Consider the following 26,105-nt stretch of genomic DNA (forward strand, 5'->3'; position numbering starts at 1 on the left):
CGCCGGCTTCAGCCGGCCGACGCGACCCGGAAGCGGATGCCCGCCTTCTGGAGCCGGTCCAGGAGGGCGTCGCCCATGGCCACCGCGGTGGTCAGCTGGCCCGAGAGCTCGGGCAGGGCGTCGTAGGCCAGGCAGAGCACCGACTCCGCCAGCATCTTCGCGGTCTCCCCGTAGCCCGGGTCGCCGCCCGAGACCTCGGTGAAGACCCGGCGGCCGCCGCCCTCGCCCACGAACCGCACGGTGAACCAGCTGCGCGCCCGCCGCTCCGCGTCCGGGCCCTGGCCGGGCTCCCACCGGTCGGCGAGCCACTGCCGCACCGGGGGGATCTGCGCGAGCGCGACGGTCGCGCCGACCGCTGCCGTACCGCCCACCGCCACGGGCAGGTGGCGGACCGAGGCGTAGTGCCGGTAGCGGAAGTCCGGACCGTAGCGCTCCAGCGAGGCCGCCGACCGGGCCACGACCTGAGGGTCCAGGGTGGGCAGCGGCAGGGCCCACGCCCCGGTCTCCCGGCTGAAGCGCGGTGCGCCCACGGGCCCCCGTACCCGCCGGCCCAGCAGCCGCGGCTCGTGCAGCCGGCGGGCGCGGGCGGCCGCCAGGTTCTGCGGACCCCGGCCCATCGCGGTGAGCAGCGTGGTCAGCGTGCCGCCCGAGAAGAGGGCGTTGGAGCGCAGGAACCCGTCCACGGTCAGCGGGACCCCGGCCGGCAGGTGTCCGACGGTGAAGTACGCCCCGAGGTCGGCCGGGATCGAGTCGAAGCCGCAGGCGTGGACGATGCGGGCGCCGGTCTCGCGGGCCCGGGCGTCGTGCTCGACGTACATCCGGTCCACGAACTCGGGTTCACCGGTGAGGTCGGCGTAGTCGGTGCCCGCGGCGGCGCAGGCGGCCACGAGTTCGGCCCCGTACCAGACGTAAGGTCCCACGGTCGTGGCCAGCACCCTGGTGGAGGCGGCCAGTTCGCGAAGGGCTCCGGAATCCTGGGCGTCCGCGCGCAGCAGCGGCAGGTCCGCGCAGCGGGGATCGAGGGCGGTCAGCCGCTCGCGCAGCCGCTCCAGTTTGGCGAGGTCGCGGCCCGCGAGGGCCCACCGGCAGTCGGCGGGGGCGTGCACGGCGAGGTACTCGGCGGTCAGCGCGCCCACGAACCCGGTCGCGCCGAAGAGCACGATGTCGTACTCCCGTGCCGCGGTGCGCGGTTCGTGTCGAACACTTGCGTTCATCGGGCGTCTCCCGGGCGGTGTCGGTGTCGGTGGTGGCTGAGGCTAGCGCCCGCGACCGCTGCCCGTGCGGGCGGGTGGGCGGGTCGGCGGCCGGATGGGTGGGCGGGCGAGTGGGCGGGTCAGTGGCCGGGCGGGTGGTGCGGGCCGCGGTGAACGGACGGCGGTGCGGGGCGGCTTGGAGCAGGCCCCGGGACGCGGGGCCGGCTGCGGCGCGGCTGTCCGGCCGGGGCCGGCGCGTCGGCGTTAGCGTGAAGGCCGGCTGTCGGTGTCAGTGGTGGATGGAGGCGTCGGTGAAGGCAGCGGTGCGCAAGTGGGAGGCGGTCCGGGAGTTCGCCCGGGGACTGCCGGAGGCCGGGGAGGAGTTTCCCTGGGGCCCCGAGGACTGCGTCGTGAAGGTCAACAAGAAGATCTTCGTCTTCCTCGGGAACGCGGACGGCCCGCAGCCGCCCGGAATCTCCGTGAAGCTCAAGGACGAGGCGCTGCACGGTCACGCCATGACCGCGCCCGGAGCGGAGCCGACCGGGTACGGGCTGGGGAGGGCGGGCTGGGTCAGCGTGCCGCTGGGGGACAGGGCGTCGCCCTCCGTAGAGGTGCTGTGCGAGTGGGTGGAGGAGAGCTACCGGACGGTCGCCCTCAAGCGGCACCTGAAGGAACTCGACGCCCGAAACGAGCCAACCGACTAAGCGCTTGCTCTTGTGCTGAGTGGAACAGGTTCCTAGCATCGCTGGTGTTACATCAGTTGTGTCACACAGTGGCCGCAGTGGTGCCACCGGATGCTGGGGGCTCGATGGCAGTGACAGGGACCGCGCCGGAGAACGTGCCGGGGGGCGAGTCGGCGGGCGTGCCGGGGAGCGGCAACGGCCCGCTCGCGGGCGTGCGCGTCGTCGAGCTGGCGGGCATCGGGCCGGGCCCGTTCGCCGCCATGCTCCTCGCCGACCTGGGGGCGGACGTCGTACGGGTCGACCGCCCCGGCGGCGGCGGACTCGCCGTCAATCCCGCCTACGACATCACCAACCGCAACAAGCGCTCCGTCCTCGTCGACCTGAAGTCCGCCGACGGCCCCGCCCGCGTCCTCGACCTGGTCGAGCGTGCCGACGTGCTCATCGAGGGCTTCCGCCCCGGGGTCGCCGAGCGGCTCGGTGTCGGGCCGGCCGACTGCCACGCCCGCAACCCGAAACTGGTCTACGGCCGGATGACCGGCTGGGGTCAGGACGGCCCGCTCGCCCACACCGCCGGGCACGACATCGCGTACATCGCGGTCACCGGCGCCCTCGGGATGATCGGCAGCCCGGACGAGCCCCCGGTCGTCCCCGCCAACCTGGTCGGGGACTACGCGGGCGGCTCGCTCTACCTCGTCATCGGTGTCCTCGCGGCCCTCCAGCACGCCCGCACCCCGGGCGGCGCGGGCCAGGTCGTGGATGCGGCCATCGTGGACGGGACCGCGCACCTCACCGCCATGATCCACGGCATGCTGGCGGCCGGAGGCTGGCAGGACCGGCGCGGGGCCAACCTCCTCGACGGCGGCTGCCCCTTCTACGGCACCTACGAGACCTCCGACGGCCTCCACATGGCGGTCGGCGCGCTGGAGCAGCAGTTCTACGACACCTTCGTGGACCTGCTCGGCATCGCCGACCAGGCCCCCGCCCGCAAGGACCTGGCCCGCTGGGGCGAGCTCCGCGAGGCCGTGGCCGCGCGCTTCAGGACCCGTACCCGCGAGGAGTGGACGGCGGTCTTCGAGGGCACCGACGCCTGTGTGGCCCCCGTGCTCTCGCTGCGCGAGGCCCCGCACCACCCGCACCTGGCCGCCCGGGCCACCTTCGTCGAGGCCGCCGGGATCGTCCAGCCCGCGCCCGCGCCGCGCTTCTCCGCGACCCCGGCCGCCGTCGTGGGCGGTCCCGCGCAGCCGGGCGCGCACACGGAGTCCGTGGCGGCGGACTGGGACGTACCGGCGCTGCTGGGGAAGGAGGGCTGATGGAACTCTCGATGATGCTCGACCGGGGACCCGCCTTCCGGGCCACCGCAGTGACCATCCTCGACGTCACGCCCGTCGGCCCCGAGCCGGCCAAGTCGATCGAATCCGTCCAGAGCCGGCTTTAGGGGGCCCCGATGCAACGCCGCATCTTCGACGCCGACCACGAGGCGTTCCGCGAGACCGTCCGCACCTTCCTCACCAAGGAGGTGCTGCCGCACTACGAGCAGTGGGAGAAGGACGGGATCGTCAGCCGCGAGGCCTGGCGGGCCGCCGGCCGGCAGGGGCTGCTCGGCCTGGCCGTCCCCGAGGAGTACGGGGGCGGTGGGAACACCGACTTCCGGTACGCGGCGGTGATCGCGGAGGAGTTCACCCGGGCGGGCGCCGCCGGACTGGCGATCGGCCTGCACAACGACATCATCGGGCCGTACCTGACCTCGCTGTCCACGGAGGAGCAGAAGCGCCGCTGGCTGCCCGGCTTCTGCTCGGGCGAGATCATCACCGCGATCGCGATGACCGAACCGGGCGCCGGTTCCGACCTCCAGGGCATCCGGACCACCGCCGAGGACGCGGGCGACCATTGGGTGCTCAACGGCTCCAAGACCTTCATCTCCAACGGGATCCTGGCCGACCTGGTGATCGTGGTCGCCAAGACCACCCCCGAGGGCGGGGCGCACGGCATGTCGCTGCTGGTCGTCGAGCGCGGCACCGAGGGCTTCGAGCGCGGCCGCAACCTCGACAAGATCGGCCAGAAGGCCCAGGACACCGCCGAGCTGTTCTTCAACGACGTGCGCGTCCCGAAGGAGAACCTGCTCGGGGAACTCAACGGGGCCTTCGTCCACCTGATGACCAACCTCGCGCAGGAGCGGATGGGCATCGCGATGGCGGGCATCGCCGCCGCCGAGTACCTGCTGGAGATCACCACGCAGTACGTGAAGGAGCGCGAGGCCTTCGGGCGCCCGCTCTCCAAGCTCCAGCACATCCGGTTCGAGATCGCGGAGATGGCCACCGAGTGCGCGGTCACCCGTACCTTCCTCGACCGGTGCATCACCGACCACTCCAACGGGGAGCTGGACCACGTCCACGCCTCGATGGCCAAGTGGTGGGCCACCGAGCTCCAGAAGCGGGTCGCCGACCGCTGCCTGCAACTGCACGGCGGATACGGATACATGACCGAATACCGGGTCGCACGGGCCTTCACCGACGGCCGCATCCAGACCATCTACGGCGGCACGACCGAGATCATGAAGGAGATCATCGGCCGTTCCCTGCTGGGCTGACCGCCGGCACCGCCGGGCCGGCCGCCGCGCACCACCCCGCCCCTCCCCGACCTCGCCTCCGCACCCCCGAAAGGCTTGACCAGTGAGCACCGAAGCTTACGTATACGACGCGATCCGCACTCCGCGCGGCCGCGGCAAGGCCAATGGCTCCCTGCACGGCACCAAGCCGATCGACCTGGTCGTCGGCCTCATCCACGCCCTGCGCGAGCGCAACCCCGGACTGGACCCCGCCACCATCGACGACATCGTCCTCGGCGTCGTCGGCCCGGTCGGCGACCAGGGCTCCGACATCGCCAGGATCGCGGCCATCGCGGCCGGGCTGCCGGACACCGTGGCCGGTGTGCAGGAGAACCGCTTCTGCGCCTCCGGGCTGGAGGCCGTCAACATGGCCGCCGCCAAGGTCCGCTCCGGCTGGGAGGACCTGGTCCTCGCGGGCGGCGTGGAGTCCATGTCCCGCGTCCCGATGGCCTCGGACGGCGGAGCCTGGTTCAACGACCCGATGACGAACTGGGACGTCAACTTCGTCCCCCAGGGCATCGGCGCCGACCTGATCGCCACGATCGAGGGATTCTCCCGCCGGGACGTGGACGAGTACGCGGCCCTGTCGCAGGAGCGGGCCGCCGCCGCCATCAAGGACGGCCGCTTCGCCAAGTCCGTGGTCCCGGTCACCGACCGCAACGGCCTGGTCGTCCTGGACCACGACGAGTTCGTCCGCCCCGGCACCACCGCCGACACCCTCGCCAGGCTCAAGCCCTCCTTCGCGGACATCGGCGACCTCGGCGGCTTCGACGCCGTGGCCCTGCAGAAGTACCACTGGGTCGAGAAGATCGACCACGTCCACCACGCGGGCAACTCCTCCGGCATCGTCGACGGCGCCTCGCTCGTCGCCATCGGCTCCCGGGAGGCGGGGGAACGGAACGGGCTGACCCCGCGCGCCCGGATCGTCTCGGCCGCCGTCTCCGGCTCCGAGCCCACCATCATGCTCACCGGCCCCGCCCCGGCCACCCGCAAGGCGCTGGCCAAGGCCGGGCTGAGCATCGACGACATCGACCTGATCGAGATCAACGAGGCCTTCGCGGGCGTCGTGCTCCGCTTCGTCAAGGACATGGGCGTCTCCCTCGACAAGGTCAACGTCAACGGCGGCGCCATCGCGCTCGGCCACCCGCTCGGCGCCACCGGCGCGATGATCCTCGGCACGATCGTCGACGAGCTGGAACGCCAGGACAAGCGCTACGGGCTCGTCACCCTCTGCGTCGGCGGCGGCATGGGCGTCGCGACCATCGTCGAACGCCTCTGAATCGTCCCGGTATCCCAGAACACCTCCCTGACACGGCCGACACGGAAGTAGCGAAAATGAGCGAGTCCACCACGATCCGCTGGGAACAGGACGAGACCGGCGTCGTCACCCTCGTCCTCGACGACCCCAACCAGTCCGCCAACACCATGAACCAGGCCTTCAAGGACTCCATCGCGGCCATCGCGGAGCGCGCCGAGGCCGAGAAGGACTCCATCCGAGGCATCATCTTCACCTCCGCCAAGAAGACCTTCTTCGCGGGCGGGGACCTCAAGGACATGATCCGGCTGCGCCCCGAGCACGCGCAGCTCGCCTTCGACACCGGCACCCAGATCAAGAGCTCGCTGCGCCGCATCGAGACCCTCGGCAAGCCCGTGGTCGCCGCCATCAACGGCGCTGCCCTGGGCGGCGGTTACGAGATCTGCCTGGCCTCGCACCACCGCGTGGCCCTCGACGCCCCCGGCTCCAAGATCGGCCTGCCCGAGGTCACCCTCGGCCTGCTCCCGGCCGGCGGCGGCGTCACCCGCACCGTCCGCCTGATGGGCATCGCCGACGCCCTGCTCAAGGTGCTGCTCCAGGGGACCCAGTACAGCCCCCAGCGCGCACTGGACAACGGCCTGGTCCACGAACTGGCCGCTACGCCCGAGGAGATGCTCGCCAAGGCGCACGCCTTCATCGACGCGAATCCGGAGTCGAAGCAGCCCTGGGACGTCCCCGGCCACCGCATCCCGGGCGGCACCCCGTCCAACCCGCGGTTCGCCGCCAACCTCCCTGCCTTCCCGGCCAACTTGAAGAAGCAGCTGAACGGGGCCCCGTACCCGGCGCCGCGCAACATCCTGGCCTGCGCCGTCGAGGGCGCCCAGGTGGACTTCGAGACCGCGCTGACCATCGAGGCCCGCTACTTCACCGAGCTGGTCACCGGACAGACCGCCAAGAACATGATCCAGGCGTTCTTCTTCGACCTCCAGGCCGTCAACGCCGGCCGCAGCCGCCCGCAGGTCGTCGCCCCGCGCAAGGTCACCAAGGTCGCCGTCCTCGGCGCCGGGATGATGGGCGCCGGCATCGCCTACTCCTGCGCCCGCGCGGGCATCGAGGTGGTCCTCAAGGACGTCACCCCCGAGGCCGCCGCGAAGGGCAAGGCCTACTCGGAGAAGCTGCTCGACAAGGCGCTCTCCCGGGGCCGTACGACCGAGGCCAAGCGCGCCGAGCTGCTGGCCCGGATCACCCCGACCGCGGAGCCCGCCGACCTGGCGGGCTGCGACGCCGTCATCGAGGCCGTCTTCGAGGACACCGCCCTCAAGCACAAGGTGTTCCAGGAGATCCAGGAGTTCCTCACCCCCGACGCGCTGCTCTGCTCGAACACCTCCACGCTGCCCATCACGGGCCTCGCGGAAGGGGTTTCGCGCCCGGCCGACTTCATCGGGCTGCACTTCTTCTCGCCCGTGGACAAGATGCCGCTGGTCGAGATCATCAAGGGGGAGCGGACCGGCGACGAGGCCATCGCCCGCGCCTTCGACCTCGTACGGCAGATCAACAAGACCCCGATCGTGGTCAACGACTCGCGGGGCTTCTTCACCTCGCGCGTCATCGGCCAGTTCATCAACGAGGGCGTCGCGATGGTCGGCGAGGGCATCGAGCCCGCCTCGATCGAGCAGGCGGCGGCGCAGGCCGGATACCCGGCCAAGGTGCTCTCCCTGATGGACGAGCTGACGCTCACCCTGCCGCGCAAGATCCGCAACGAGACCCGCAAGGCCTTCGAGGCCGAGGGCCGGTCCTGGGCCGAGCACCCCGCCGACACCGTCATCGACCGGATGGTCGACGAATTCGGGCGCCCCGGGCGCAGCGGCGGGGGCGGTTTCTACGCGTACGACGAGAGCGGCAAGCGCGCCGGGATCTGGCCGGGCCTGCGCGAGCACTTCACCAAGCCCGGGTACGAGATCCCCTTCGTCGACATGAAGGAGCGGATGCTCTTCTCCGAGGCACTGGACACCGTCCGCTGCTTCGACGAGGGCGTCCTGACCTCGTACGCCGACGCCAACATCGGCTCCATCATGGGCATCGGCTTCCCGGCGTGGACCGGCGGCGTGATCCAGTACATCAACGGCTACGAGGGCGGCCTCGCCGGTTTCGTGGCCCGTGCGCAGGAGCTGGCCGCGCAGTACGGGGAGCGGTTCACCCCGCCCGCCTCGCTGGTCGAGAAGGCCGGGCGCGGCGAGACCTACGCCGACTGAGCGGGCGAAGCCCGTACGGCCTGTCGCCCGGCCCCGGACCCCGGGGCCGGGCGACAGCCCGGGTCAGCTCCGGTCAGCTCCGGTCGGCGCCGCCGGTCAGCGCGCGTCGAGTGAGGCGAACACGCCGCGGTGGGCGGCCCCGTCGGGGGTGGTCCAGCCCGCGGTGACCTCGCCGAGGTGTCCGGCCGCGGCGGCGTCCCGCAGCACGCGGACCACCGTGAGCGCGGGCCCGTCCGCGGCGCCCGGGACGCCGGACCCTTCGTACCGCGCGGTGACATCGCGGTCCGGGGTGTCGCTCAGGCTCTGCGCCTGCGGCTCGGCCAGGCCCTGGAACAGCGCGTGCAGTTGCTCCACCCACACCGGGTCGTGCGGGCCGTCGTACACCCAGCGGAGCCCGAGCTCCCCGTGCTCGGACGTGCCGATCAGGCCGGCCTCCGCCCCCTCCAGCGGCGCTCCGCGGTAGGTGACGGGGACGTGGTACGCGGTCGGCAGCCCGCCCGAGGAATCGGTGACCACCATGAATTCGATGCCCACCTCGCCCTGCGGATCGTCGAGCCGGAAGCCGCCCGCGCGGGCCAGATCCGGTGCGCTCCCCGTGGGGAGGTACCAGGACTGGGCCGGCAGCCAGGCGGCAAGGAGCTCCAACTTGCCGGGCTTCATCGTGGTCTTGTAGATCATCGCCATGGCCGAAACCTACTCCTCCGGGGCGAACGCGGCCTTCAACTCCTCCTTCAGTGAACGCTGGAAGGCGGTCACCAGGGCCTGCACCACCATCGGCTGCATGTGCGCGGACAGCGCCTTCATCGCCTCCACCCGCTCCGGATCGCTCTCGCCCTCCGTGAACGGCCCCCACACCTCGTCCCGGAACAGCGTGGTCAGCTGGTGCGCCGCCGTCCGCGCGTGCCCCAGCAGCAGGTCGCGCGCGACCAGGATCGTCTCGTGCGAGATCGGTACGTCGAGCAGCGCGACCCCGAGCCGCAGCAGCCCCACGTCCACCCGGAACCCCTCCGGGGCCGGAGTCAGCACGTTCATGGCCGTCAGCCGCCGGATGTCCGTCTCCGTCAGGGTCCGTCCGGCCCGCTTCTCCAGGTCCGCGAGGGAGGACTCCAGGGCCGCGTCGGGAGCCCAGGTGGCCACCATCGCCCGGTGGATCGCCAGATCGTGCGCGCTCAGGTCGTCGGGCAGGGCGTCGAGGTAGCGCTGACAGGCCGACAGGGTCATTCCCTGGTGCTGCAACTCCTCGATCAGGGCCAGTCGGGAGAGGTGCTCCGGGCCGTACCGGCCCACCCGACGAGGTCCGATCACGGGAGGGGGCAAAAGGCCGCGGGTGCTGTAGAAACGTACGGTGCGGACGGTCACGCCCGCCCTGGCCGCGAGTTCGTCGACGGTGAGCGAAGTCGGCTCGGGCGCCTGGGTGGTCATGCTCTCCGCCTCGCTCTCTGATCAGGACATCTCTGATCGGCACGTCTCTGATCGGCGTCTCTGATCAGCACAACGGTTCGTGTTCAACAGTATTGCTGTCGCACCAACGATGTGAAACGGCCAGGAGCTGCCCATGACCACAGAACTGCGACTGCCCGCACCTCCCGAAGAGCTGACCCTCCCCGTCCTGCTGGCGCGCAACGCCGCCGAGCACGGAGACCTCCCCGCCCTCTCCTGGCGGGACGGCGCCGACTGGTCCACCCTCAGCTGGTCGGACGTCCGCCGCGAGGTCGCCGTCCTCGCCTCCGGCTACGCCGCCCTCGGAGTCGAGCGCGGCGAGCACGTGCTGCTCATGATGGGCAACCGCCCCGAGCACTGGCTGAGCGACCTCGCCCTCGTGCACCTCGGAGCCGTGCCCGTCACCGTCTACGGGACCTCCGCGCCCGAGCAGATAGCCCACATCGCACGCCACAGCCGGGCCCGCCTCGCCGTGGTCGAGGGGGCCCGCGAGCTGGCCCGGTGGGAACCGCTGCTCGCCGACCCCGCGGTCCCGCTGGAGCGGCTCGTCGTGGCCGAGGGCGCGGAGGCCGGAGCACACCGCACCTACGGCTCCCTGCTGGCGGGCGGCGCCGGCGCGCACCGCCCCGAGGCCTTCGAGAAGGCCTGGCAGGAGGCCCGTCCCGAGGACCCGCTGACCGTCGTCTACACCTCGGGCACCACCGGGGACCCCAAGGGCGTCCGCCTGACCCACCGCAACATCATGCTGCAGGCGGTCCGGCTGGACCGGAACGTGGAACTCCCCGAGCACGCCGAGCACATCTGCTACCTCCCCTTCGCGCACATCGCCGAACGGATCCTGGGGATCTACCTGCCGCTGCTGCGGGCCGCCCACGTCCGGCTGTGCTCCGACCCGGCCGCCGTGTCGGTCGCGGTGCGCGAGCTGCACCCGGTGCAGTTCTTCGGCGTGCCCCGGGTGTGGGAGAAGCTGGCCGCCTCCGTACGGGCGGTGCTCGGGCGGCTCCCCGAGGAACAGCGCGGCGCCATCGAAGCCGCGAACGACCTGGCGCGCGCCCGCGCGGGCCACCGGGAGCGCGGCGAGGAGATCCCGGCGGGGCTCGAAGCCTCGTACGCCGCGGCGAAGGAGCGGGTGCTGGATCCGCTGCTGACGATGGCCGGCCTGGACCGGCTGGTGTGGACGGCGAGCGCCACCGCGCCGATGCCGATCGACGTGGTCCGCTTCTGGGCGGGCTGGGGGATCACGATCATGGACGCGTGGGGGCTCACCGAGACCTCGGGGGTGTGCACGGTCAACCGCCCGGACGGCTTCAGGCTGGGCTCGGTGGGCCGGCCGCTCGAAGGGCTGGAGCTGCGGATCGCCGAGGACGGGGAGATCTTCACGCGCGGGGCCACGGTCTTCGGCGGCTACCTGCGGCCGGACGGGTCGGTGGAGAGCGCCTCGGACGGGGAGGGCTGGTTCCCGACGGGGGACATCGGCCGACTGGACGAGGACGGGTTCCTCTGGCTGACCGACCGCAAGAAGGAACTGATCATCACCTCGAACGGCAAGAACGTCTCGCCCGCCCTGGTGGAGAACACCCTCAAGGAGCACCCGCTGATCGGCCAGGCGCTGGCGCACGGCGACGGCCGCTCCTACCTGGTGGCCCTGCTCGTCCTGGATCCGGAACTGGCCCCCGCGTGGGCCGCCGCCCACGGGATCGAAGCCGCCACGCCGGGCGAGCTGGCCGCGCACCCGGCCGTGCGCCAGGAGATCGCCCGCGCCGTCGAGAGCGCCAACTCCCGGCTCAACCGCACCGAACAGATCAAGCGCTACCGGCTGCTCACCGAGGAGTGGGGCCCGGAGTCGGGGGAGCTGACCCCCTCGCTGAAACTGCGCCGACGCGTGATCCGGGAGAAGTACGGGGCCCTGATCGAGGGGCTGTACGCGGAGCCGCGCGAGGGCTCGGACACGTAGGGAAATCCGTACCCCGGATGGCCCTGTCCGGTGGGCAGTGGGTTGCCCACCGGACAAGGGTGGGGGGATGTGGACATCTCTCGCATTCGCCCCCTCATCCTGCAAGGCAGGCTGACCGCCCATGGGTGTGCTGCGTGACCACCCCGAACTCGCACTCTTCCTCTGCCTGGCCCTCGGCTACCTCCTCGGCAAGCTCCGCGTCGGCCCGATCACCCTCGGCGGGATCTGCGGCACGCTGATCGTCTCGCTGCTGCTCGGCGCCTGGGCCAAGATCGAGATCGACGCCGACGTGAAGACGATCTTCTTCGCGCTCTTCATCTTCGCCCTCGGCTACATGGCCGGACCGCAGTTCTTCGCCCACCTCAACCGCAAGAGCCTGCGCTTCTTCGCGCTCTGCCTCATCGAACTCGTGAGCGTGCTCGGCCTCGCCTACCTGCTCGCCAAGGTCTTCGACCTCGACGTTGGCACCGCCTCCGGCATCCTCGCCGGCGCGGCCACCGAATCCGCCGTCGTCGGCACCGCCACCGAGGCCATCGGCAAGCTCCCCGACCTGACCGCGGACCAGATCTCCTCGTACCAGGGCCACGTGGCCACCGCGTACACCGTCTGCTACCTCTTCGGCCTGGTCACCATCGTCATCTACACCAGCCAGATCATGCCGATGCTGCTCCGCATCAACCTGCGGGACGCCTCGCGCGCCCTGTGGGAGAAGATGCGCGGGATCGGTGGCGGCGGTCTGGAGAGCGACGAGCGCGAGGCGCTGCCCGGCCTGGTCGGGCGGACCCACCTGGTCACGCTCGCCGACGGCCGCACCGTGGCCGACCTGGTGTCGGCCGCCGGCGGCCGGGTCACCGTGGAGGCGGTCAAGCGCGGCTCCAAGAGCCTGACCCCCGCCCCGGACCTCGAACTGACCCTCTCCGACCTGGTCCTCGTCGTCGGCCGCCGGGCCGACGCGATCGCGGTGGGCCGCATGATCGGACCCGAGACCCCCGGCATCCCGGGAGTGGACACCCCGCTCGCCACCAGCCAGGTCGCGATGACGGACCCCTCGGTCGCGGGCCGGACGCTGGACTCGATCCGCTCCAGCCACCCGGAGTTCGCCAGCAGCGGCGTGTACGTGACCGACGTGCTCCGCGGCGAACAGCACCTGCCGGCCAACGGGGAGACCGTCGTCGAACGCGGTGACGTCGTCACCCTCGTCGGCGCCCGCTCGGGCCTCGACCGGATCGTCGCGAAGATCGGCACGGTGGCCAAGAACGACGCCACCGACTTCATCTACCTCGGTCTGGGCATCGCGCTCGGCTCGCTCATCGGCCAGATCGTGGTCCGGGCCGGCGGGGCCCCGCTCTCGCTCGGCACCGGCGGCGGCTGCCTGATCTCCGGTCTGGTCTTCGGCTGGTTCCGCTCCCGCCGGCAGACCTTCGGCGCCTTCCCGCCGCAGGCCGCCACCACGATCAAGGACATGGGGCTCGCCGTCTTCATCGCCTGCACCGGTCTGACCTCCGGCCCGCAGGCCTGGCCGCTGCTCAAGGAGTACGGGGCCCTGCTGCCGTTCGCCGGGATCGCCATGGTCCTCGTACCGGCCACGCTCTCGCTGGTCGTCGGACGCAAGCTGCTGAAGATCGAAAAGCCGCTGCTGATCGGTGCCATCGCCGGACAGCAGTGCTCCACGCCGGCCATCACCTCGGTGACCCAGGTCGCCCAGAGCTCGGTGCCGATGCTCGGCTACACGATCACCTACGCCCTGTCCAACTTCCTGCTCCCACTGACCGGGCCGATCCTCGTCGGGGTCCTCGGTGCTTGACCTCCTCTGACCCGGATGGCCCTTTATGAACCTCGATTTCGGGTATCGTGCATTGCGAGCAGTGCGTTACAAGAACCAAGTGCGCACATCCGCTTTGGCGTTGCTGATTTCCGGGCTGGTTTCAACCCGGCTGGCGCTGATCGTGGAAGTCCTTGCGGGCCGCTGGTCCGCCAGGCAGCGTGAGCCAGGAATCCCCTTCCATTAGGCGGGGGAGGATTCAAGATGTTCCTCTTCGCCACCGACTGCAATGTCGGCTCGCAGTTCTTGCGGGGCCCGAATGAAGACGGCCTGCCCCAGGTCCGCAGCACCAGCCGCGCGTGCGGTGCCGGTCTGCTGGTCTCCTGGGGCTTTGCCGCCCTGTCCGGCTACGGCCTGCTCGGCGGCGCGCTCACCCAGTCCGCCGTCATCGGCGTGGCGCAGGACGCGATCGCCAACCTTCCCGGGCTCAGCCCCGACCAGATCACGGAACAGCAGAACCTGGTCGCGGTCGGGTACGCCGTCACCTACCCGCTCGGCACCATCCTCTGCGCGATGCTCCTCGCCAACGTGCTGCCCCGGCTCTACCGCCGCAACCTGGCCGCCGAGAGCGCCAGACTCGCGGAGGAGCTCGACGCGCCCAGCGACGACCCCGACCTGCACGAGGGCTACTACGAGATCGTCCTGCGGGCCTACACCATCCAGCGGCCCGACCTCGTCGGGCGGACCATCGACGACTTCGAGAACCAGCAGAAGGCGCTGGGTCACCGGATCTACCTCACCCGGATCCGCCGGGACGGAGCGATCCTCGACCACGACCAGCAGACCGTGCTGCGCGAGGGCGACGACGTCGCCGTCAGCGCCCTGCGCGGATCGCTCGTGGACTTCGACGCCCGGACGCACATCGGAGCTGAGGCCGACGACGTGGAGCTGCTCGGCTACCAGACCGAGAACCTGCACGTGGTCGCCTCGGAGAAGGCGCAGCTCGGCAAGACCATCGCGGAGCTGAGGGCCGAGCCCTTCATGGTCGGGGTCTACATCGACAAACTCTTCCGCTCCGGCGCGGAGTTCCCCTACCGGCTCTCCACCCCGCTGGAGCGCGGCGACACCCTGATCCTCTCCGGGCCCAAGCGGCTGGTGGACCCCGCGGGCAGGGCCATCGGCAAGCCCGTGCCCACCAGCTTCGCCACCGACATGATCTGGGTGGGCCTCGGCATCTTCCTCGGCGGCTGCCTCGGCATCCCGGCGCTCACCGCGGGCGGGGTCCCGATCTCGCTGTCCACCTCGGGCGGCGCGCTCATCATGGGCCTGGTCTTCGGCTGGATCCGGGGCAGGTACCCGACGTACGGCAACGTCCCGCCCGGAGCCCAGTGGTTCATGGACACCCTCGGGCTCTGCCTCTTCATCGCGGTCGTCGGCCTGAACGCCGGACCGAGCTTCACCAGCGGGCTGGCGACCGCCGGCTGGGGGCTGCTGCTCTGGGGCGCGGTCATCACGCTGATCCCGCTGCTGGTCGGCTTCCTCGTCGGCCACCACATCCAGAAGATCCGCTTCCCGATCCTGATGGGCGTACTGGCCGGCGGTCAGACCACCACGGCCGCGATCGGCGCCGTGAACGAAGAGTCCAAATCGCAGGTGCCGACGCTCGGTTACACCATCCCGTACGCGATCAGCAACGTACTGCTGACCATCTGGGGCGCCGTCATCGTCCTCCTCAACCACTGAAGCGCCCCCACTGAAACGCCTTCACCGAAAGGAACGAACCACCGTGCCGGAGACCAGCTTCAGCCGCGAGGAGATCCAGTCCTTCGCGCAGCTCAGCCCGTTCGAGCTGAAGGACAAGTTCATCCAGCTCGCCACCGCCGCCCAGGCCGACAAGCCCGGCCAGAAGGACACCACCGCGCGCGCCATGCTCAACGCGGGCCGCGGCAACCCGAACTGGATCGCCACCGGGCCGCGCGAGGCCTTTTACGCGCTCGGCTACTTCGCGCTGGAGGAGTCCCGGCGCGTCTGGACCGCCGACAACCTGGGCGGGATGCCGGAGAAGCAGGGCATCGGGGAGCGGTTCGACTCCTGGGCCCGCCGTCACCCGGACCTGCCGGGCGTGGAGATGCTCTCCGCGTGCGTCCAGTACGCCCTGGCGCGCTGGCCGTTCGACAAGGACGCCTTCGTGCACGAGCTGACCGACTCCATCACCGGCGACAACTACCCGGTCCCGGACCGGATGCTGAAGCACGCGGAGCAGATCGTACGCGGCTACGTGGCCGACGAGATGTTCGACAAGCGGCCGCCCGAGGGCAACAACCTGTCGCTGTTCGCGACCGAGGGCGGCACCGCCGCCATGTGCTACATCTTCGACTCCCTGATGAAGAACGGGGTCCTGAAGAAGGGCGACAAGATCGCCCTGATGACCCCGGTGTTCACCCCGTACATCGAGATCCCCGAACTGGACACCTTCGAGTTCGAGGTGGTCAACGTCTCCGCGAGCCTCTTTGCCGAGACCGGGGTACGGCAGTGGCGCTACCCCGAGGAGGAGGTCGCCAAGCTCGCCGACCCCTCGGTGAAGCTCGTCTGCCTGGTCAACCCGAGCAACCCGCCCTCGCTCGCCCTGAGCGACCGGGTGGCGAACCAGATCAAGGACATCGTCGCCACCAGCAACCCCAACCTCCTCATCGTCACGGACGACGTCTACGGCACCTTCGTACCGGGCTTCCGCTCCATCGCCGCCGACCTCCCCCGCAACACCCTCCTGGTGTACTCGTACTCCAAGCACTACGGCTGCACCGGGTGGCGCCTCGGCGTCATCGGCCTGCACGACGACAACGTCATCGACGAGATGATCGCCGCCCTCCCCCGGGAGCAGAAGGACCGACTCGCCAAGCGCTACGGCACCCTCACCCTGGAGCCGGAGAAGATCCGCTTCATCGACCGGCTCGTCGCGGACTCCCGCTCGGTGGCCCTCAACCACACGGCCGGCCTCTCGCTGCCGCAGCAGACGATGATGACGCTCTTCTCGCTCTTCGACATGCTGGACGAGGGCCAGGCCTACAAGGAGCACATCCGCCAGATCGTCCACCGGCGCCTCGACCTCCTCCTCGAAGGCGCCCAAATGAAGATCTCCGAGGACGACAAGCGGGCCGGGTACTACATCGAACTCGACCTGCTGGCCGAGGCCGAGCGGGTCCACGGCAAGGACTTCGCCGACTTCCTGGAGAAGAACTACGAGCCGGTCGACCCGCTGTTCCGCCTGGCGGAGCAGACCTCGGTGGTCCTCCTCAACGGCGGCGGCTTCGACGGCCCCCAGTGGTCCGTCCGCGTCTCACTGGCCAACCTCGACGACCTGGACTACCTGAAGATCGGCCACCACCTGCGGGAGATCTTCCAGGACTACGCGAGCGAGTGGCAGCGCTCCAGGGCCTCAGGCTGAGGGGCCCCGCCCCGTACCGAGGGTGCCCGCCGGACCGCGGCGGGCACTCTCTGGTGTTTCAGAAGGTGTTCCGGGGCGGGCTGGATGGCAGCCGAACGGGACGGGGAAGCCTCATCGGCGTTGACGGACATTCGATTCATACAACCGTCTTGAACAATCGTCATATACGTTTGTATAGTTGCGATCACGTCAACCGGACCGATCGAGGGGAACATCCGATGCCCATCCAGCCCGCCCGCGCCGCCCTGACCATCGACGGCCGCGTCCTGTCCTACCTGGACTTCGGTGGAACCGGCCGCCCGCTCCTCGCTCTGCACGGCCACCTGTCCGAGGGCTCGTCCTTCACGGAGCTTGCCGCGGCCCTCGGCCCCGACTGGCGGGTGATCGCTCCCGACCAGCGCGGCCACGGCGACTCCGACCGCGCCGCGGACTACACCCGCGCCGGCTACCTCGCCGACCTCGTAGCCCTCCTGAGCCACCTCGGCATCGACAGGACCGTTGTCCTGGGCCACTCCCTCGGCGGGATCAATGGCTACCACCTGGCTGCCGAACACCCCGCGCTGGTCGAGGCGTTCATCAACGTCGACGGTCCCGTGGATCTCCCCGACCACGGCGCCAGCCCGCTCGCCTTCGTGCTCAACTTCCCCTACACCGCCGCTACCCGTGAGGACCTCCTCGCCGCCTGCGGCCCCCTGGCCCCTGTCATCGCCCCGGCGCTGCGTCGGCTGCCCGACGGGTCCGGCTGGCGGCTGCCGTTCCACCCGCGGGACACCGTCGACTCCGAGAACCTCGTCCACGGTGACCACTGGAAGCACTGGCTGGCCACCGACTGCCCCGCACTCCTGATCCACGGCCTCCGCAGCCAGGCACTGCCCACCCGGCAGGCCCTCGACATGGCCGACCGCCGCCCCGGAACGACCTACCGCGCCCTGGACGCCGACCACTTCGTCCTCCAGGGCGACCCGGCCGGCAGTGCGAGCGCCATTCGGGAATTCCTCGCCGGCATCTGAACCCGGCCCGTGGACGCGTTCCCCGGCGTCCGTGCGACACGTCCGGGGTTTGAATGGTGCATGGCAAGATGATCATCGCCACTAGCCTGCGGCGGACCACGCGAGATCGCATCATCCCGACCGGCTGCCGTATCGCAGGAAGGCAGACATGCGCATAGCCGGAACGTCCCCCTACCGAATCCTCCTGGCACTGCTCACCGCCGTCGGGATCACCGTCCTGACCCCGCTCGCCTCGGCGTCGGCCTTGGAATCCGCCACCTTCGTCATGACGAACTAGGGCAGCGGCATGTGCCTGGACCACAACCAGGCCAGCAAGAAGTGCATGGAGGTCGCGGACTGCCGCACCGACGCGGGTGCACCGGTGCGGCAGTGGGACTGCCACAGTGGCGCCAACCAGCAGCGGGTGTCCTAGCTGACCGCGCAGGGGGGAAGCGGGGGCGAAGCCCCCGCGGCCTGACCGCGGGCCCGACGCACGAAAACGCCTCCTTCCGACCCCGTGGGGCCGGAAGGAGGCGTCCTGCCGTCAGGCGATGGGTGGCCGTCCGCAACCGGGCGGCCAGGGAGCCTGGTTACGGGGCTCAGTGACCGATCAGCGGGTAGTGGTCGGAGAGGTTGGTGTAGGTGTAGGAGGTGCCCCAGCTGGAGACCGTCCAGGGCGCCGACTGCTCCTTGACCACGTTGTTGTCCCAGTTCGCCGGGCGGGCGTTGCCCTTGCGGTAGAGGACGTAGTCCAGGTCCTCGCGCGGGTCGGTCGGGTAGCGGTAGTTCGCTATCGAGTTCAGCGCGGTGTCGAAGGAGTACGGGTGCCCCGTGCGGGTGTCGGAGGGCGCCAGGTCGGCATTGGCCAGCATGGAGGCGTACTCCGGGCTTCGCGAGTCGACGTTCATGTCGCCCGCCACGATGACCTGTTCGTCCGCCGGGATGTTCTTGGCGTCGAGGAACGCGTCGATGTTGCGGAACTGGCGGGCGCGGTCGTCCGCCGCCTCTCCCGCCTTGCAGCCCGTGTCGGTGGACTGGGCGTGCGTGCCGACCACGTGGACCTTGGTGCCGTTCACGTTCAGCACCACGTAGGCGAAGCCCTTGTTGGAGTACCAGTCGGAGCCGCAGGCGTCCTTGTAGACGACCTGCTCCTTGCGCAGGATCGGCCACTTGCTGAGGATCGTGACCCCGCCGTCCTCCGGGGTGGTGGAGGAGTACGCGCCGCCCGTAGCGTCCCAGCCGCTCTTGCTGCGGCCCACCACGGGGGTCTGGTACGGGTACTGCGGGGAGGCGTTGGACTTCAGCGCGTCGGAGGCGCCGTTGTCGAAGGCCTCCTGGAGCACGACCACGTCGTGGCCCTGGAAGAACGAGGCCCTGGGGATCTCCTTGGCACGGATGCCCTGGCCCCAGTTCGGGTACAAGTTCGTGCTCATCAGGAACGTGTTGTACGTCAGAACACTGAGCCGCGGCGCGGCGGAGCTCTCCGCGGCGGTGGCTGCCGGAGCCGTGGTCACGGCGAGCGCTCCCGCGGCGATCGCGGCGACGACCGCGGCGGCGGCGCGGACCTTGCGGGGGTGTCTGTACGGCATGGAAGTTTCCCTCGTTCCTGTGGGGGAAGATCGGCTCCGCCATCCAAGCAGCCGCGGTTACCTCTGGGTAACACCCGTGACACGACTTTCTGTCGGGCCAGGAACATCGCGGGGGCGCGGGGCCGCGGACCCCTCCCGTACCGGCTCAGTACCCCTCGGATTCACCGCCGTGGTCCTCGTCCTCCGGGTCCGCCCAACTGAAGGCCGCGAGCCGGGTGCGGGTGGCCGCCTCGAGGTGACGGCGGCGGCGCAGCGGGGCGTACGCGAGCAGGTACGCCAGCGCGGCCAGGAACGCGAACACCGCCAGCGTGATGCCCATCGCCCACAGCAGGCTCCGCGCGAAGAGGTCCACCAGGATGAACGGGTCGAGATTCATGGCCGAAGGATGCAGTGCCACCTCCCCGCGCGGGAAGTCCCGGAGAGCGGGTGATTCGATCACCTGACCGGGAGAAGGTGCCGGCTCGCGGGATACTGGACGCACGGAGACCGATATCTGGGGGCATGCCCATGACCACGACCAGGCGTCCGGCGGACGTGAGCCGCAGCGACCCTGAGCCCCCGCCGCCCGGAGGAGTGCTCTGGACCATCGCCGGTGACGTCCGGGCGCTGCTCATGCTCCCCGCCGCCTTCACCATGCAGGTCGCGCACCCCGCGATCGGGGCCGGAGTCGACCAGTACTCCGTCTTCCGCACCGACCCCTGGGGCCGCGGCGAGCGTTCCCTGCGCTCCGTCCAGCTGTGGGTTTACGGTGGAGCGGACGCCGTCGCCGAAGGGCGCCGGGTCCGCCGGCTGCACAAGGAGATCCAGGGCACCGACACCCGGGGGCGGCGCTACCACTCACTGGACCCCGCCTGCTACGCCTGGGTGCACGCCACCGGCTTCCCGATCTACCTCTACGCCGGGCGCTACCTGCTGCGCCGCTTCACCCCCGCGCAGGAGCGCCTCCTCTACCGCGAATGGCTCCAGGTCGGCCGCATCCTCGGCCTCCACGACCGGGACATGCCGCAGACCATCGAGGAGTACTGGCCCTACTACCGCCGGATGCTGGCCGAGGAGATCGAGCCCACCAAGGTCGCCCTCGAACTCGTCGCCACCGACACCCCGCTGCCCCGCCCCGAGGGCGGCACGCTGCCGGTCCGGCTCCTGCTGCGCCTCGCCTGGCCGGTGCTCCGGCCCGCGTTCCTGCACTTCCGGGCCTTCGTCACCGTCGGCTACATGCCGCCCGAGGCCCGCGCCGCCATCGGCCTGAAATGGACCCCGTCGCAGGAGCGCCGGCTGCGCCTGTTCAGCCTGGCCGCGCGCACCCTCGTACCCCTGCTGCCGGAGCGGCTGCGGTACCTGCCGATAGCCCGCGCGGCCCGCGCCGCGCACCGGCGCGCCGACGCCCGCTGAGGGGCGCCGGCGCGCAGCCCCGTAGGGCCCGTCGTCAGTGGGCGTCGTGGGCGTCGTTCGTGTCGTGGACGGAGTTCGTCGCCTCGATCTTCTTCCAGGACTTCGGCTCGGCGGCCGGCTTGGCCGGGGACCGGAAGGACCGGGCGCCGGGGGACTTGGCCTCGGAGGACTTGGCCGCAGGGGCCGTCGGCGGGGCGAAGGCCGGCTTGCCCGGGGTGTAGAGCCAGGTCTCGAAGAGCTGGGCCAGCGGCTTGCCCGAGATCTTCTCGGCGTAGCGGACGAAGTCGCCGACCTTGGCGTTCCCGTAGGCGTGCTCGGTCGGCCAGCCCTTGAGGATCTGGAAGAACTTCTCGTCGCCGATCTGGTTGCGCAGCGCCTGGATGGCGATCGCCCCGCGGTCGTACACCGCCCCGTGGAACTGGTTCTCCGCACCCGGGTCGCCCGGCTTCACCTGCCAGAACGGGTCCTCCGCCGGGCGCAGTTGGTACGCCCAGTCGGCGAGCTCCTGGGCCGTGCCCTCACCCTCCTTCTCCGACCACAGCCACTGGCTGTAGCGGGCGAAGCCCTCGTTGATCCAGATGTCCTTCCAGTTGTCGACGGACACGCTGTCGCCGTACCACTGGTGGGCGAGCTCGTGGACGACCACCGAGACGTTCGCGCCGTTCGCGAACTGCCGGGGGCTGTAGAACGGCCGGGTCTGCGTCTCCAGCGCGAAGCCGGAGGGCACGTTCGGGACGTAGCCGCCGAGGGCGTTGAAGGGGTACGGGCCGAAGATCCCCTCCAGCCACTCCGCGACCTCGCCGGTCCGCTCCACGCTCGCGCGCGCCGCGCCCGCGTTGTCGCCGAGGTCCTTGCTGTACGCGTTGAGGATCGGCAGGCCGCTCGCCGTCTTGTCGGTGGTGATGTCGAACTTGCCGATGGCCAGGGTCGCGAGGTACGTGGCCTGCGGCTTGTTCGAGCGCCAGTTGTACCGGGTCCAGCCGAGCTTCGAACTCTGCGACTGCAGCACGCCGTTGCTGATGGCCTGGGTGCCGTCGGGCACGTTGACCGAGATGTCGAAGGTGGCCTTGTCGAGCGGGTGGTCGTTGCTCGGGAACCACCAGATCGCCGAGTCGGGCTCCTGCGCGGCGATGCCGCCGTCGGGGGTGCGCTGCCAGGCCGACCAGCCGTCGACCTTGAACTCCGAGGGCTTGCCCGCGTACTTGACGACCACGGTCGCCTGGCGGCCCTGCTGGAGCGCGACGGCCGGGGTGACTTCCAGCTCCTGGGTACCGGACTTGGTGAACTTCGCCTTGACCCCGTTGACCCGGATCTCGCTGACGTCGAGGCCGAAGTCGAGGTTGAAGCGGGACAGGTCCTGCTTGGCGGTGGTCAGGAGGGTCGCGGTGCCCTCCAGCAGGTCGGTCTTGGGCTGGTACTGCAGGCGCAGGTCGTAGTGGGAGACGTCGTAACCGCCGTTGCCGCTGGCCGGGTAGTAGGGATCACCGATACCCGGGGCGCCCGGACCGGAACTCGCAGCCGACGCCGGGATCACCAGCAGAAGGGAAGCGGCGAGCACGCTCGGAGCGATGACTTTGCGGTGCACCTGGGACTCCAATGGGTAGGGGAGTGGCTTCCGTTCGACCGTATTCACGCCCGCGGCCCTGCGTCATGTCCATGGCCCCTGCTGTCACACGATCGCCATTCGGCCGTCACAGCGCGTGCGGCGGACCGTACCCGTTCCGGGCGTGGGCCCGGTTCTACGTCAGGCGGGCGGTTTGGCCGGGCGCCGCTCTTTTCCGGCGTACTAAGCAGTCGGTAACCTGCGGAGCATGACTCTTCCCCCGCGCGCCGCCCGTCACGCCTGGCACGGAGCTATCAACCCGCTGCACGCCACCGTCTACTTCTCGCCGGACCTCGGCAAGGAGTTCGAGGCCCTCGGAATCACCGACCGCGTCGCCGTCAACCTCGCCTCCCGCTCCGCCGCGATGGGCGCCGTGGCCGCCGGGACGGTGACCTCCACCTTCTACAACTACCGCCACGACCTGATCGCCCGGCACCTGCCCGCCGTCTGGGACACCGCCACCCCCGAGGAGGTCCTGGCCGCCCGGCTGCGGGCCGTCGACGCCACGCTGCGCCGGCTCCTCGGCGACGAGGCCGTGGGCTCCGCCGAGCTCGCCGAGGCCGCCGAGCTGGCGATGCGCGCGACCGAGGGCTGTACGAGGCACGCACGCACCCTCTACTCCGCCCACGCAGACCTCCCCGTACCGGAAGAGCCGCACCTCAAGCTGTGGCACGCCACCACCCTCCTGCGCGAGCACCGCGGCGACGGCCACCTCGTCGCCCTGCTCGTCGCGGACCTGGACCCGGTCGAGGCCCTGATCAGCCACACCGCCACCGGCCGCGGCATGACCCCCAAGTACCTCAAGTCCATCCGAGGCTGGGACCAGTCCGACCTGGACGCCGCCACCGACCGGCTGCGCGAGCGCGGCATCCTCGACGCGGGCGGGGAGCTCACCGCCCGGGGCCAGGAGGTGCGCGAAGCGCTGGAGCTGGAGACCGACCGCCTCGACGCGGCCCCGTACGAGCACCTCGGCGCGGCCGGACTCGCCCGGCTCGCCGAGATCGGCGGCGGCTTCACCAAGAAGGCCGTAGCCGCCGGAGCCTTCCCCGGGGACCTCTTCGGCAAGGCCTGAGACAGCGCAGCGCCCGGGACGGACCCGGATCCCGGCGTCCGCCCCCGCCACCTGCCACAATTGGCAGCCTTCCGACGCAGCACGCAACAGACAGCGCGCACCACGCACACGTACGAAGGCAGGCGGGACCGCACAGTGACCATGTCCATCGAAGGCAGGATCGCCGAGGAGCTCGGCGTACGGGAGCGGCAGGTCAAGTCCGCCGTCGAGCTGCTCGACGGCGGCTCCACCGTGCCGTTCATCGCGCGCTACCGCAAGGAAGCGACCGAGATGCTCGACGACGCCCAGCTGCGCACCCTCGAGGAGCGGCTGCGCTACCTGCGCGACCTGGAGGACCGGCGCGCCGCGATCCTCGACTCCGTACGGGAGCAGGGTAAGCTCGACGCCGATCTGGAGGCCCGGATCAACGCGGCCGACACCAAGGCCCGGCTGGAGGACATCTACCTCCCCTTCAAGCCCAAGCGGCGCACCAAGGCGCAGATCGCCCGCGAGGCCGGCCTGGAGCCGCTCGCCGAGGGCCTGCTCGCGGACCCCTCGGTGGATCCGCTCGCCGCGGCGGCCGCGTTCGTGGACGCGGACAAGGGCGTCGCCGACCCGGCGGCCGCCCTGGAAGGCGCCCGCTCCCTGCTCACCGAGAAGTTCGGCGAGGACGCCGACCTCATCGGCGAACTGCGCGAGCGCATGTGGGGCCGCGGCCGGCTCGCCGCGAAGGTCCGCGAGGGCAAGGAGGAGGCCGGCGCCAAGTTCGCCGACTACTTCGACTTCACCGAGCCCTTCACGGCGCTGCCCTCACACCGCGTGCTGGCCATGCTGCGCGGCGAGAAGGAGGACGTCCTCGACCTCACGCTGGAGCCGGAGGAGCCGAGCGAGGTCCCCGGCCCGTCCACCTACGAGGGGATGGTCGCGCGCCGCTTCGGGATCAACGACCGCGGCCGGCCCGGCGACAAGTGGCTCGCCGACACCGTCCGCTGGGCCTGGCGCACGAAGATCCAGGTGCACCTCGGCATCGACCTGCGGACGCGGCTGCGCGCCGCCGCCGAGGACGAGGCCGTACGGGTCTTCGCGTCCAACCTGCGCGACCTGCTGCTCGCCGCCCCCGCCGGCACCCGTGCCACGCTCGGCCTCGACCCGGGCTTCAGGACCGGCGTGAAGGTCGCCGTGGTGGACGCCACCGGCAAGGTCGTCGCCACGGAGGTGATCTACCCGCACGTACCGGCCAACAAGTGGGACGACGCGCTCGCCAAACTGGCCCGTCTCGCCAAGGCGCACGCGGTCGAGCTGATCGCCATCGGCAACGGCACGGCCTCCCGCGAGACCGACAAGCTCGCCGGTGAACTGATCACCCTTCACCCCGAGTTGAAGCTCACCAAGGTGATGGTCTCGGAGGCCGGCGCCTCCGTGTACTCGGCTTCCGCCTTCGCCTCGCAGGAACTCCCCGGCATGGACGTGTCCTTGCGCGGCGCGGTCTCCATCGCCCGACGCCTCCAGGACCCGCTCGCCGAACTGGTCAAGATCGACCCGAAGTCGATCGGCGTCGGCCAGTACCAGCACGACCTGTCCGAGGTGAAGCTCTCGCGCTCGCTCGACGCGGTCGTCGAAGACTGTGTGAACGGCGTCGGCGTGGACGTCAACACCGCCTCCGCACCGCTGCTTTCGCGGGTGTCGGGGATCAGCGGCGGACTCGCCGAGAACATCGTGGCGCACCGCGACGCCAACGGCCCCTTCCGCAACCGCAAGGGGCTCAAGGGCGTGGCCCGGCTCGGCCCCAAGGCGTACGAGCAGTGCGCGGGCTTCCTGCGGATCCGCGACGGGGACGACCCGCTGGACGCCTCCAGCGTGCACCCGGAGGCGTACCCGGTGGTCCGCTCCATGGGCAAGACGGCGGGCAGCGAGGTGGCGGCCCTGATCGGCAACAGCGGGGTGCTGCGCTCGCTGCGGCCGGAGCAGTTCGTCACCGAGGCCTTCGGCCTGCCGACGGTCAACGACATCCTGCGCGAGCTGGAGAAGCCGGGCCGGGACCCGCGACCCGCGTTCAAGACGGCCACCTTCAAGGACGGCGTCGAGAAGATCGGCGACCTGGCCCCCGGGATGATCCTGGAGGGCGTCGTCACCAACGTGGCCGCCTTCGGGGCCTTCATCGACATCGGCGTCCACCAGGACGGCCTGGCGCACGTCTCGGCGCTGTCGAAGAACTTCGTCAAGGACCCGCGGGACGTGGTCAAGCCGGGCGACATCGTCCGCGTGAAAGTCATGGACGTGGACATCCCGCGCAAGCGGATCTCGCTGACGCTGAGGCTGGAGGACGAGTCCGAGCGCGGCGCCCCCGGGGCGCCGAAGCAGCGCGAGGAGCGCGGCGAACGCGGCGAACGGCGCGGCGGCGGCCGACCGCCGCAGCAGCGCGGCGCGGCGGGCGGCCAGGGCGGCGGCCAGAGCGGTCAGGGCGGCCAGGGCGGTGGCCAGGGCGGCTCCCGCGACGGCGGCCGGGGCCAGCGCCAGGGCGGCGGTCAGCGTCAGGCAGGCCAGGGCGGCGGCGCCCCGGCCCCCTCCAACAGCGCCATGGCCGACGCGCTGCGCCGCGCCGGTCTCACCGGCCCCGACGGCAAGGGCGGCGGCCGCAAGCGCTAGGAGGCGTCAGGTGTGTTCGTGGCAGTGGGTGACGTACTGGCCGAATAGGCGCGTCACATACGGACATACCTTGCCAACTTCCTTGCAAGATCTGTAGGCATGACGGAACGCCCGTTCGTCTTTTGGCGGACGGGCTACCGTGTTTCCCCTCAGGGCCGCACTCCCGAGGGCGATTGAAGGCAAAGGACGTCATGCCCCTGCCCACGCACGCCTACCGACGCTGCCCGAGAAAGGGTCCGAAGAGGG

At 70.8% G+C, this 26,105-nt stretch carries 21 protein-coding genes and 1 pseudogene; 16 read left to right on the top strand and 6 right to left on the bottom strand.

The window, feature by feature from the left end:
* Positions 1-8 precede the first annotated feature (8 nt).
* A complete protein-coding gene (locus tag AC3IYJ_RS33010) occupies positions 9-1,214 on the bottom strand; it encodes a saccharopine dehydrogenase family protein (protein WP_489398159.1) in 1,206 nt (401 codons plus the stop codon).
* 278 nt (positions 1,215-1,492) lie between these two features.
* Here AC3IYJ_RS33010 and AC3IYJ_RS33015 point away from each other — a divergent pair, with 278 nt between their 5' ends.
* From AC3IYJ_RS33015 to AC3IYJ_RS33040, 6 genes are all read left to right on the top strand, one after another.
* On the top strand, positions 1,493-1,897 hold the full coding sequence (locus AC3IYJ_RS33015) for an MmcQ/YjbR family DNA-binding protein (RefSeq protein WP_489398160.1): 405 nt from the start codon (positions 1,493-1,495) through the stop codon (positions 1,895-1,897).
* Positions 1,898-2,001: 104 nt separating this feature from the next.
* Positions 2,002-3,186: a CaiB/BaiF CoA transferase family protein gene (locus AC3IYJ_RS33020; RefSeq protein WP_489398161.1), complete on the top strand. Its 1,185-nt coding sequence runs from the start codon at positions 2,002-2,004 to the stop codon at positions 3,184-3,186.
* Positions 3,186-3,311 (top strand): hypothetical protein, encoded by a 126-nt coding sequence (locus AC3IYJ_RS33025; protein ID WP_489398162.1) that lies wholly within the window; start codon positions 3,186-3,188, stop codon positions 3,309-3,311. The genes AC3IYJ_RS33020 and AC3IYJ_RS33025 overlap by 1 nt, the downstream gene beginning before the upstream one ends.
* 9 nt (positions 3,312-3,320) lie before the next feature.
* Positions 3,321-4,463, top strand: a complete 1,143-nt coding sequence (locus tag AC3IYJ_RS33030) for an acyl-CoA dehydrogenase family protein (protein ID WP_489398163.1) — start codon at positions 3,321-3,323, stop codon at positions 4,461-4,463.
* 82 nt (positions 4,464-4,545) lie between these two features.
* Positions 4,546-5,760: an acetyl-CoA C-acetyltransferase gene (locus AC3IYJ_RS33035; protein ID WP_489398164.1), complete on the top strand. Its 1,215-nt coding sequence runs from the start codon at positions 4,546-4,548 to the stop codon at positions 5,758-5,760.
* 56 nt (positions 5,761-5,816) lie between these two features.
* Positions 5,817-7,988 carry a 3-hydroxyacyl-CoA dehydrogenase NAD-binding domain-containing protein gene (locus AC3IYJ_RS33040; protein ID WP_489398165.1) on the top strand — a complete coding sequence of 724 codons (2,172 nt, stop codon included), beginning with the start codon at positions 5,817-5,819 and terminating at the stop codon, positions 7,986-7,988.
* 96 nt (positions 7,989-8,084) lie between these two features.
* Here the strand turns inward: AC3IYJ_RS33040 and AC3IYJ_RS33045 are convergent, their stop codons facing one another.
* Both AC3IYJ_RS33045 and AC3IYJ_RS33050 read right to left on the bottom strand, forming a co-directional pair.
* Positions 8,085-8,672, bottom strand: coding sequence for a maltokinase N-terminal cap-like domain-containing protein (locus tag AC3IYJ_RS33045; protein ID WP_489398166.1), 588 nt, complete (start codon positions 8,670-8,672; stop codon positions 8,085-8,087).
* A 9-nt stretch (positions 8,673-8,681) separates the two neighbouring features.
* Positions 8,682-9,410: a MerR family transcriptional regulator gene (locus AC3IYJ_RS33050; RefSeq protein WP_489398167.1), complete on the bottom strand. Its 729-nt coding sequence runs from the start codon at positions 9,408-9,410 to the stop codon at positions 8,682-8,684.
* A 133-nt stretch (positions 9,411-9,543) separates the two neighbouring features.
* Between AC3IYJ_RS33050 and AC3IYJ_RS33055 the strand changes: the two genes are divergently transcribed.
* From AC3IYJ_RS33055 to AC3IYJ_RS33085, 7 genes and pseudogenes are all read left to right on the top strand, one after another.
* Complete coding sequence (locus tag AC3IYJ_RS33055; RefSeq protein ID WP_489398168.1) at positions 9,544-11,382, top strand: AMP-dependent synthetase/ligase; 1,839 nt, start codon at positions 9,544-9,546, stop codon at positions 11,380-11,382.
* Positions 11,383-11,503: 121 nt separating this feature from the next.
* Positions 11,504-13,186 (top strand): aspartate-alanine antiporter, encoded by a 1,683-nt coding sequence (gene aspT / locus AC3IYJ_RS33060; RefSeq protein ID WP_489398169.1) that lies wholly within the window; start codon positions 11,504-11,506, stop codon positions 13,184-13,186.
* Between the two features lie 216 nt (positions 13,187-13,402).
* Positions 13,403-14,887, top strand: a pseudogene (locus AC3IYJ_RS33065) (aspartate:alanine exchanger family transporter); the annotation flags it as partial.
* 43 nt (positions 14,888-14,930) lie between these two features.
* A complete protein-coding gene (locus AC3IYJ_RS33070; RefSeq protein WP_489398170.1) occupies positions 14,931-16,589 on the top strand; it encodes a bifunctional aspartate transaminase/aspartate 4-decarboxylase in 1,659 nt (552 codons plus the stop codon).
* A gap of 218 nt (positions 16,590-16,807) precedes the next feature.
* Positions 16,808-17,599, top strand: a complete 792-nt coding sequence (locus AC3IYJ_RS33075; protein WP_489398171.1) for an alpha/beta fold hydrolase — start codon at positions 16,808-16,810, stop codon at positions 17,597-17,599.
* Positions 17,600-17,747: 148 nt separating this feature from the next.
* Positions 17,748-17,876, top strand: a complete 129-nt coding sequence (locus AC3IYJ_RS33080) for a hypothetical protein (protein WP_489398172.1) — start codon at positions 17,748-17,750, stop codon at positions 17,874-17,876.
* 9 nt (positions 17,877-17,885) lie between these two features.
* On the top strand, positions 17,886-18,011 hold the full coding sequence (locus tag AC3IYJ_RS33085) for an RICIN domain-containing protein (RefSeq protein ID WP_489398173.1): 126 nt from the start codon (positions 17,886-17,888) through the stop codon (positions 18,009-18,011).
* A 166-nt stretch (positions 18,012-18,177) separates the two neighbouring features.
* Here AC3IYJ_RS33085 and sph read toward each other — a convergent pair whose 3' ends face one another.
* Positions 18,178-19,167: a sphingomyelin phosphodiesterase gene (gene sph, locus AC3IYJ_RS33090; RefSeq protein WP_489398174.1), complete on the bottom strand. Its 990-nt coding sequence runs from the start codon at positions 19,165-19,167 to the stop codon at positions 18,178-18,180.
* 145 nt (positions 19,168-19,312) lie between these two features.
* Entirely contained in the window at positions 19,313-19,543 is a 231-nt protein-coding gene (locus tag AC3IYJ_RS33095; protein ID WP_489398175.1) for a hypothetical protein, read from the bottom strand.
* Between the two features lie 131 nt (positions 19,544-19,674).
* Between AC3IYJ_RS33095 and AC3IYJ_RS33100 the strand changes: the two genes are divergently transcribed.
* Positions 19,675-20,559: an oxygenase MpaB family protein gene (locus AC3IYJ_RS33100; protein ID WP_489398176.1), complete on the top strand. Its 885-nt coding sequence runs from the start codon at positions 19,675-19,677 to the stop codon at positions 20,557-20,559.
* A 34-nt stretch (positions 20,560-20,593) separates the two neighbouring features.
* On the opposite strand, the gene AC3IYJ_RS33105 is transcribed toward AC3IYJ_RS33100, so the two are convergent.
* Positions 20,594-22,144 (bottom strand): M1 family metallopeptidase, encoded by a 1,551-nt coding sequence (locus tag AC3IYJ_RS33105; RefSeq protein ID WP_489398177.1) that lies wholly within the window; start codon positions 22,142-22,144, stop codon positions 20,594-20,596.
* A gap of 226 nt (positions 22,145-22,370) precedes the next feature.
* Between AC3IYJ_RS33105 and AC3IYJ_RS33110 the strand changes: the two genes are divergently transcribed.
* Both AC3IYJ_RS33110 and AC3IYJ_RS33115 read left to right on the top strand, forming a co-directional pair.
* A complete protein-coding gene (locus tag AC3IYJ_RS33110; protein WP_489398178.1) occupies positions 22,371-23,234 on the top strand; it encodes an SCO6745 family protein in 864 nt (287 codons plus the stop codon).
* 135 nt (positions 23,235-23,369) lie between these two features.
* Positions 23,370-25,859, top strand: a complete 2,490-nt coding sequence (locus tag AC3IYJ_RS33115; protein ID WP_489398179.1) for a Tex family protein — start codon at positions 23,370-23,372, stop codon at positions 25,857-25,859.
* The last annotated feature ends 246 nt before the right edge of the window (positions 25,860-26,105 follow it).

It is taken from the genome of Streptomyces sp. GL_140 (genome assembly GCF_057834465.1).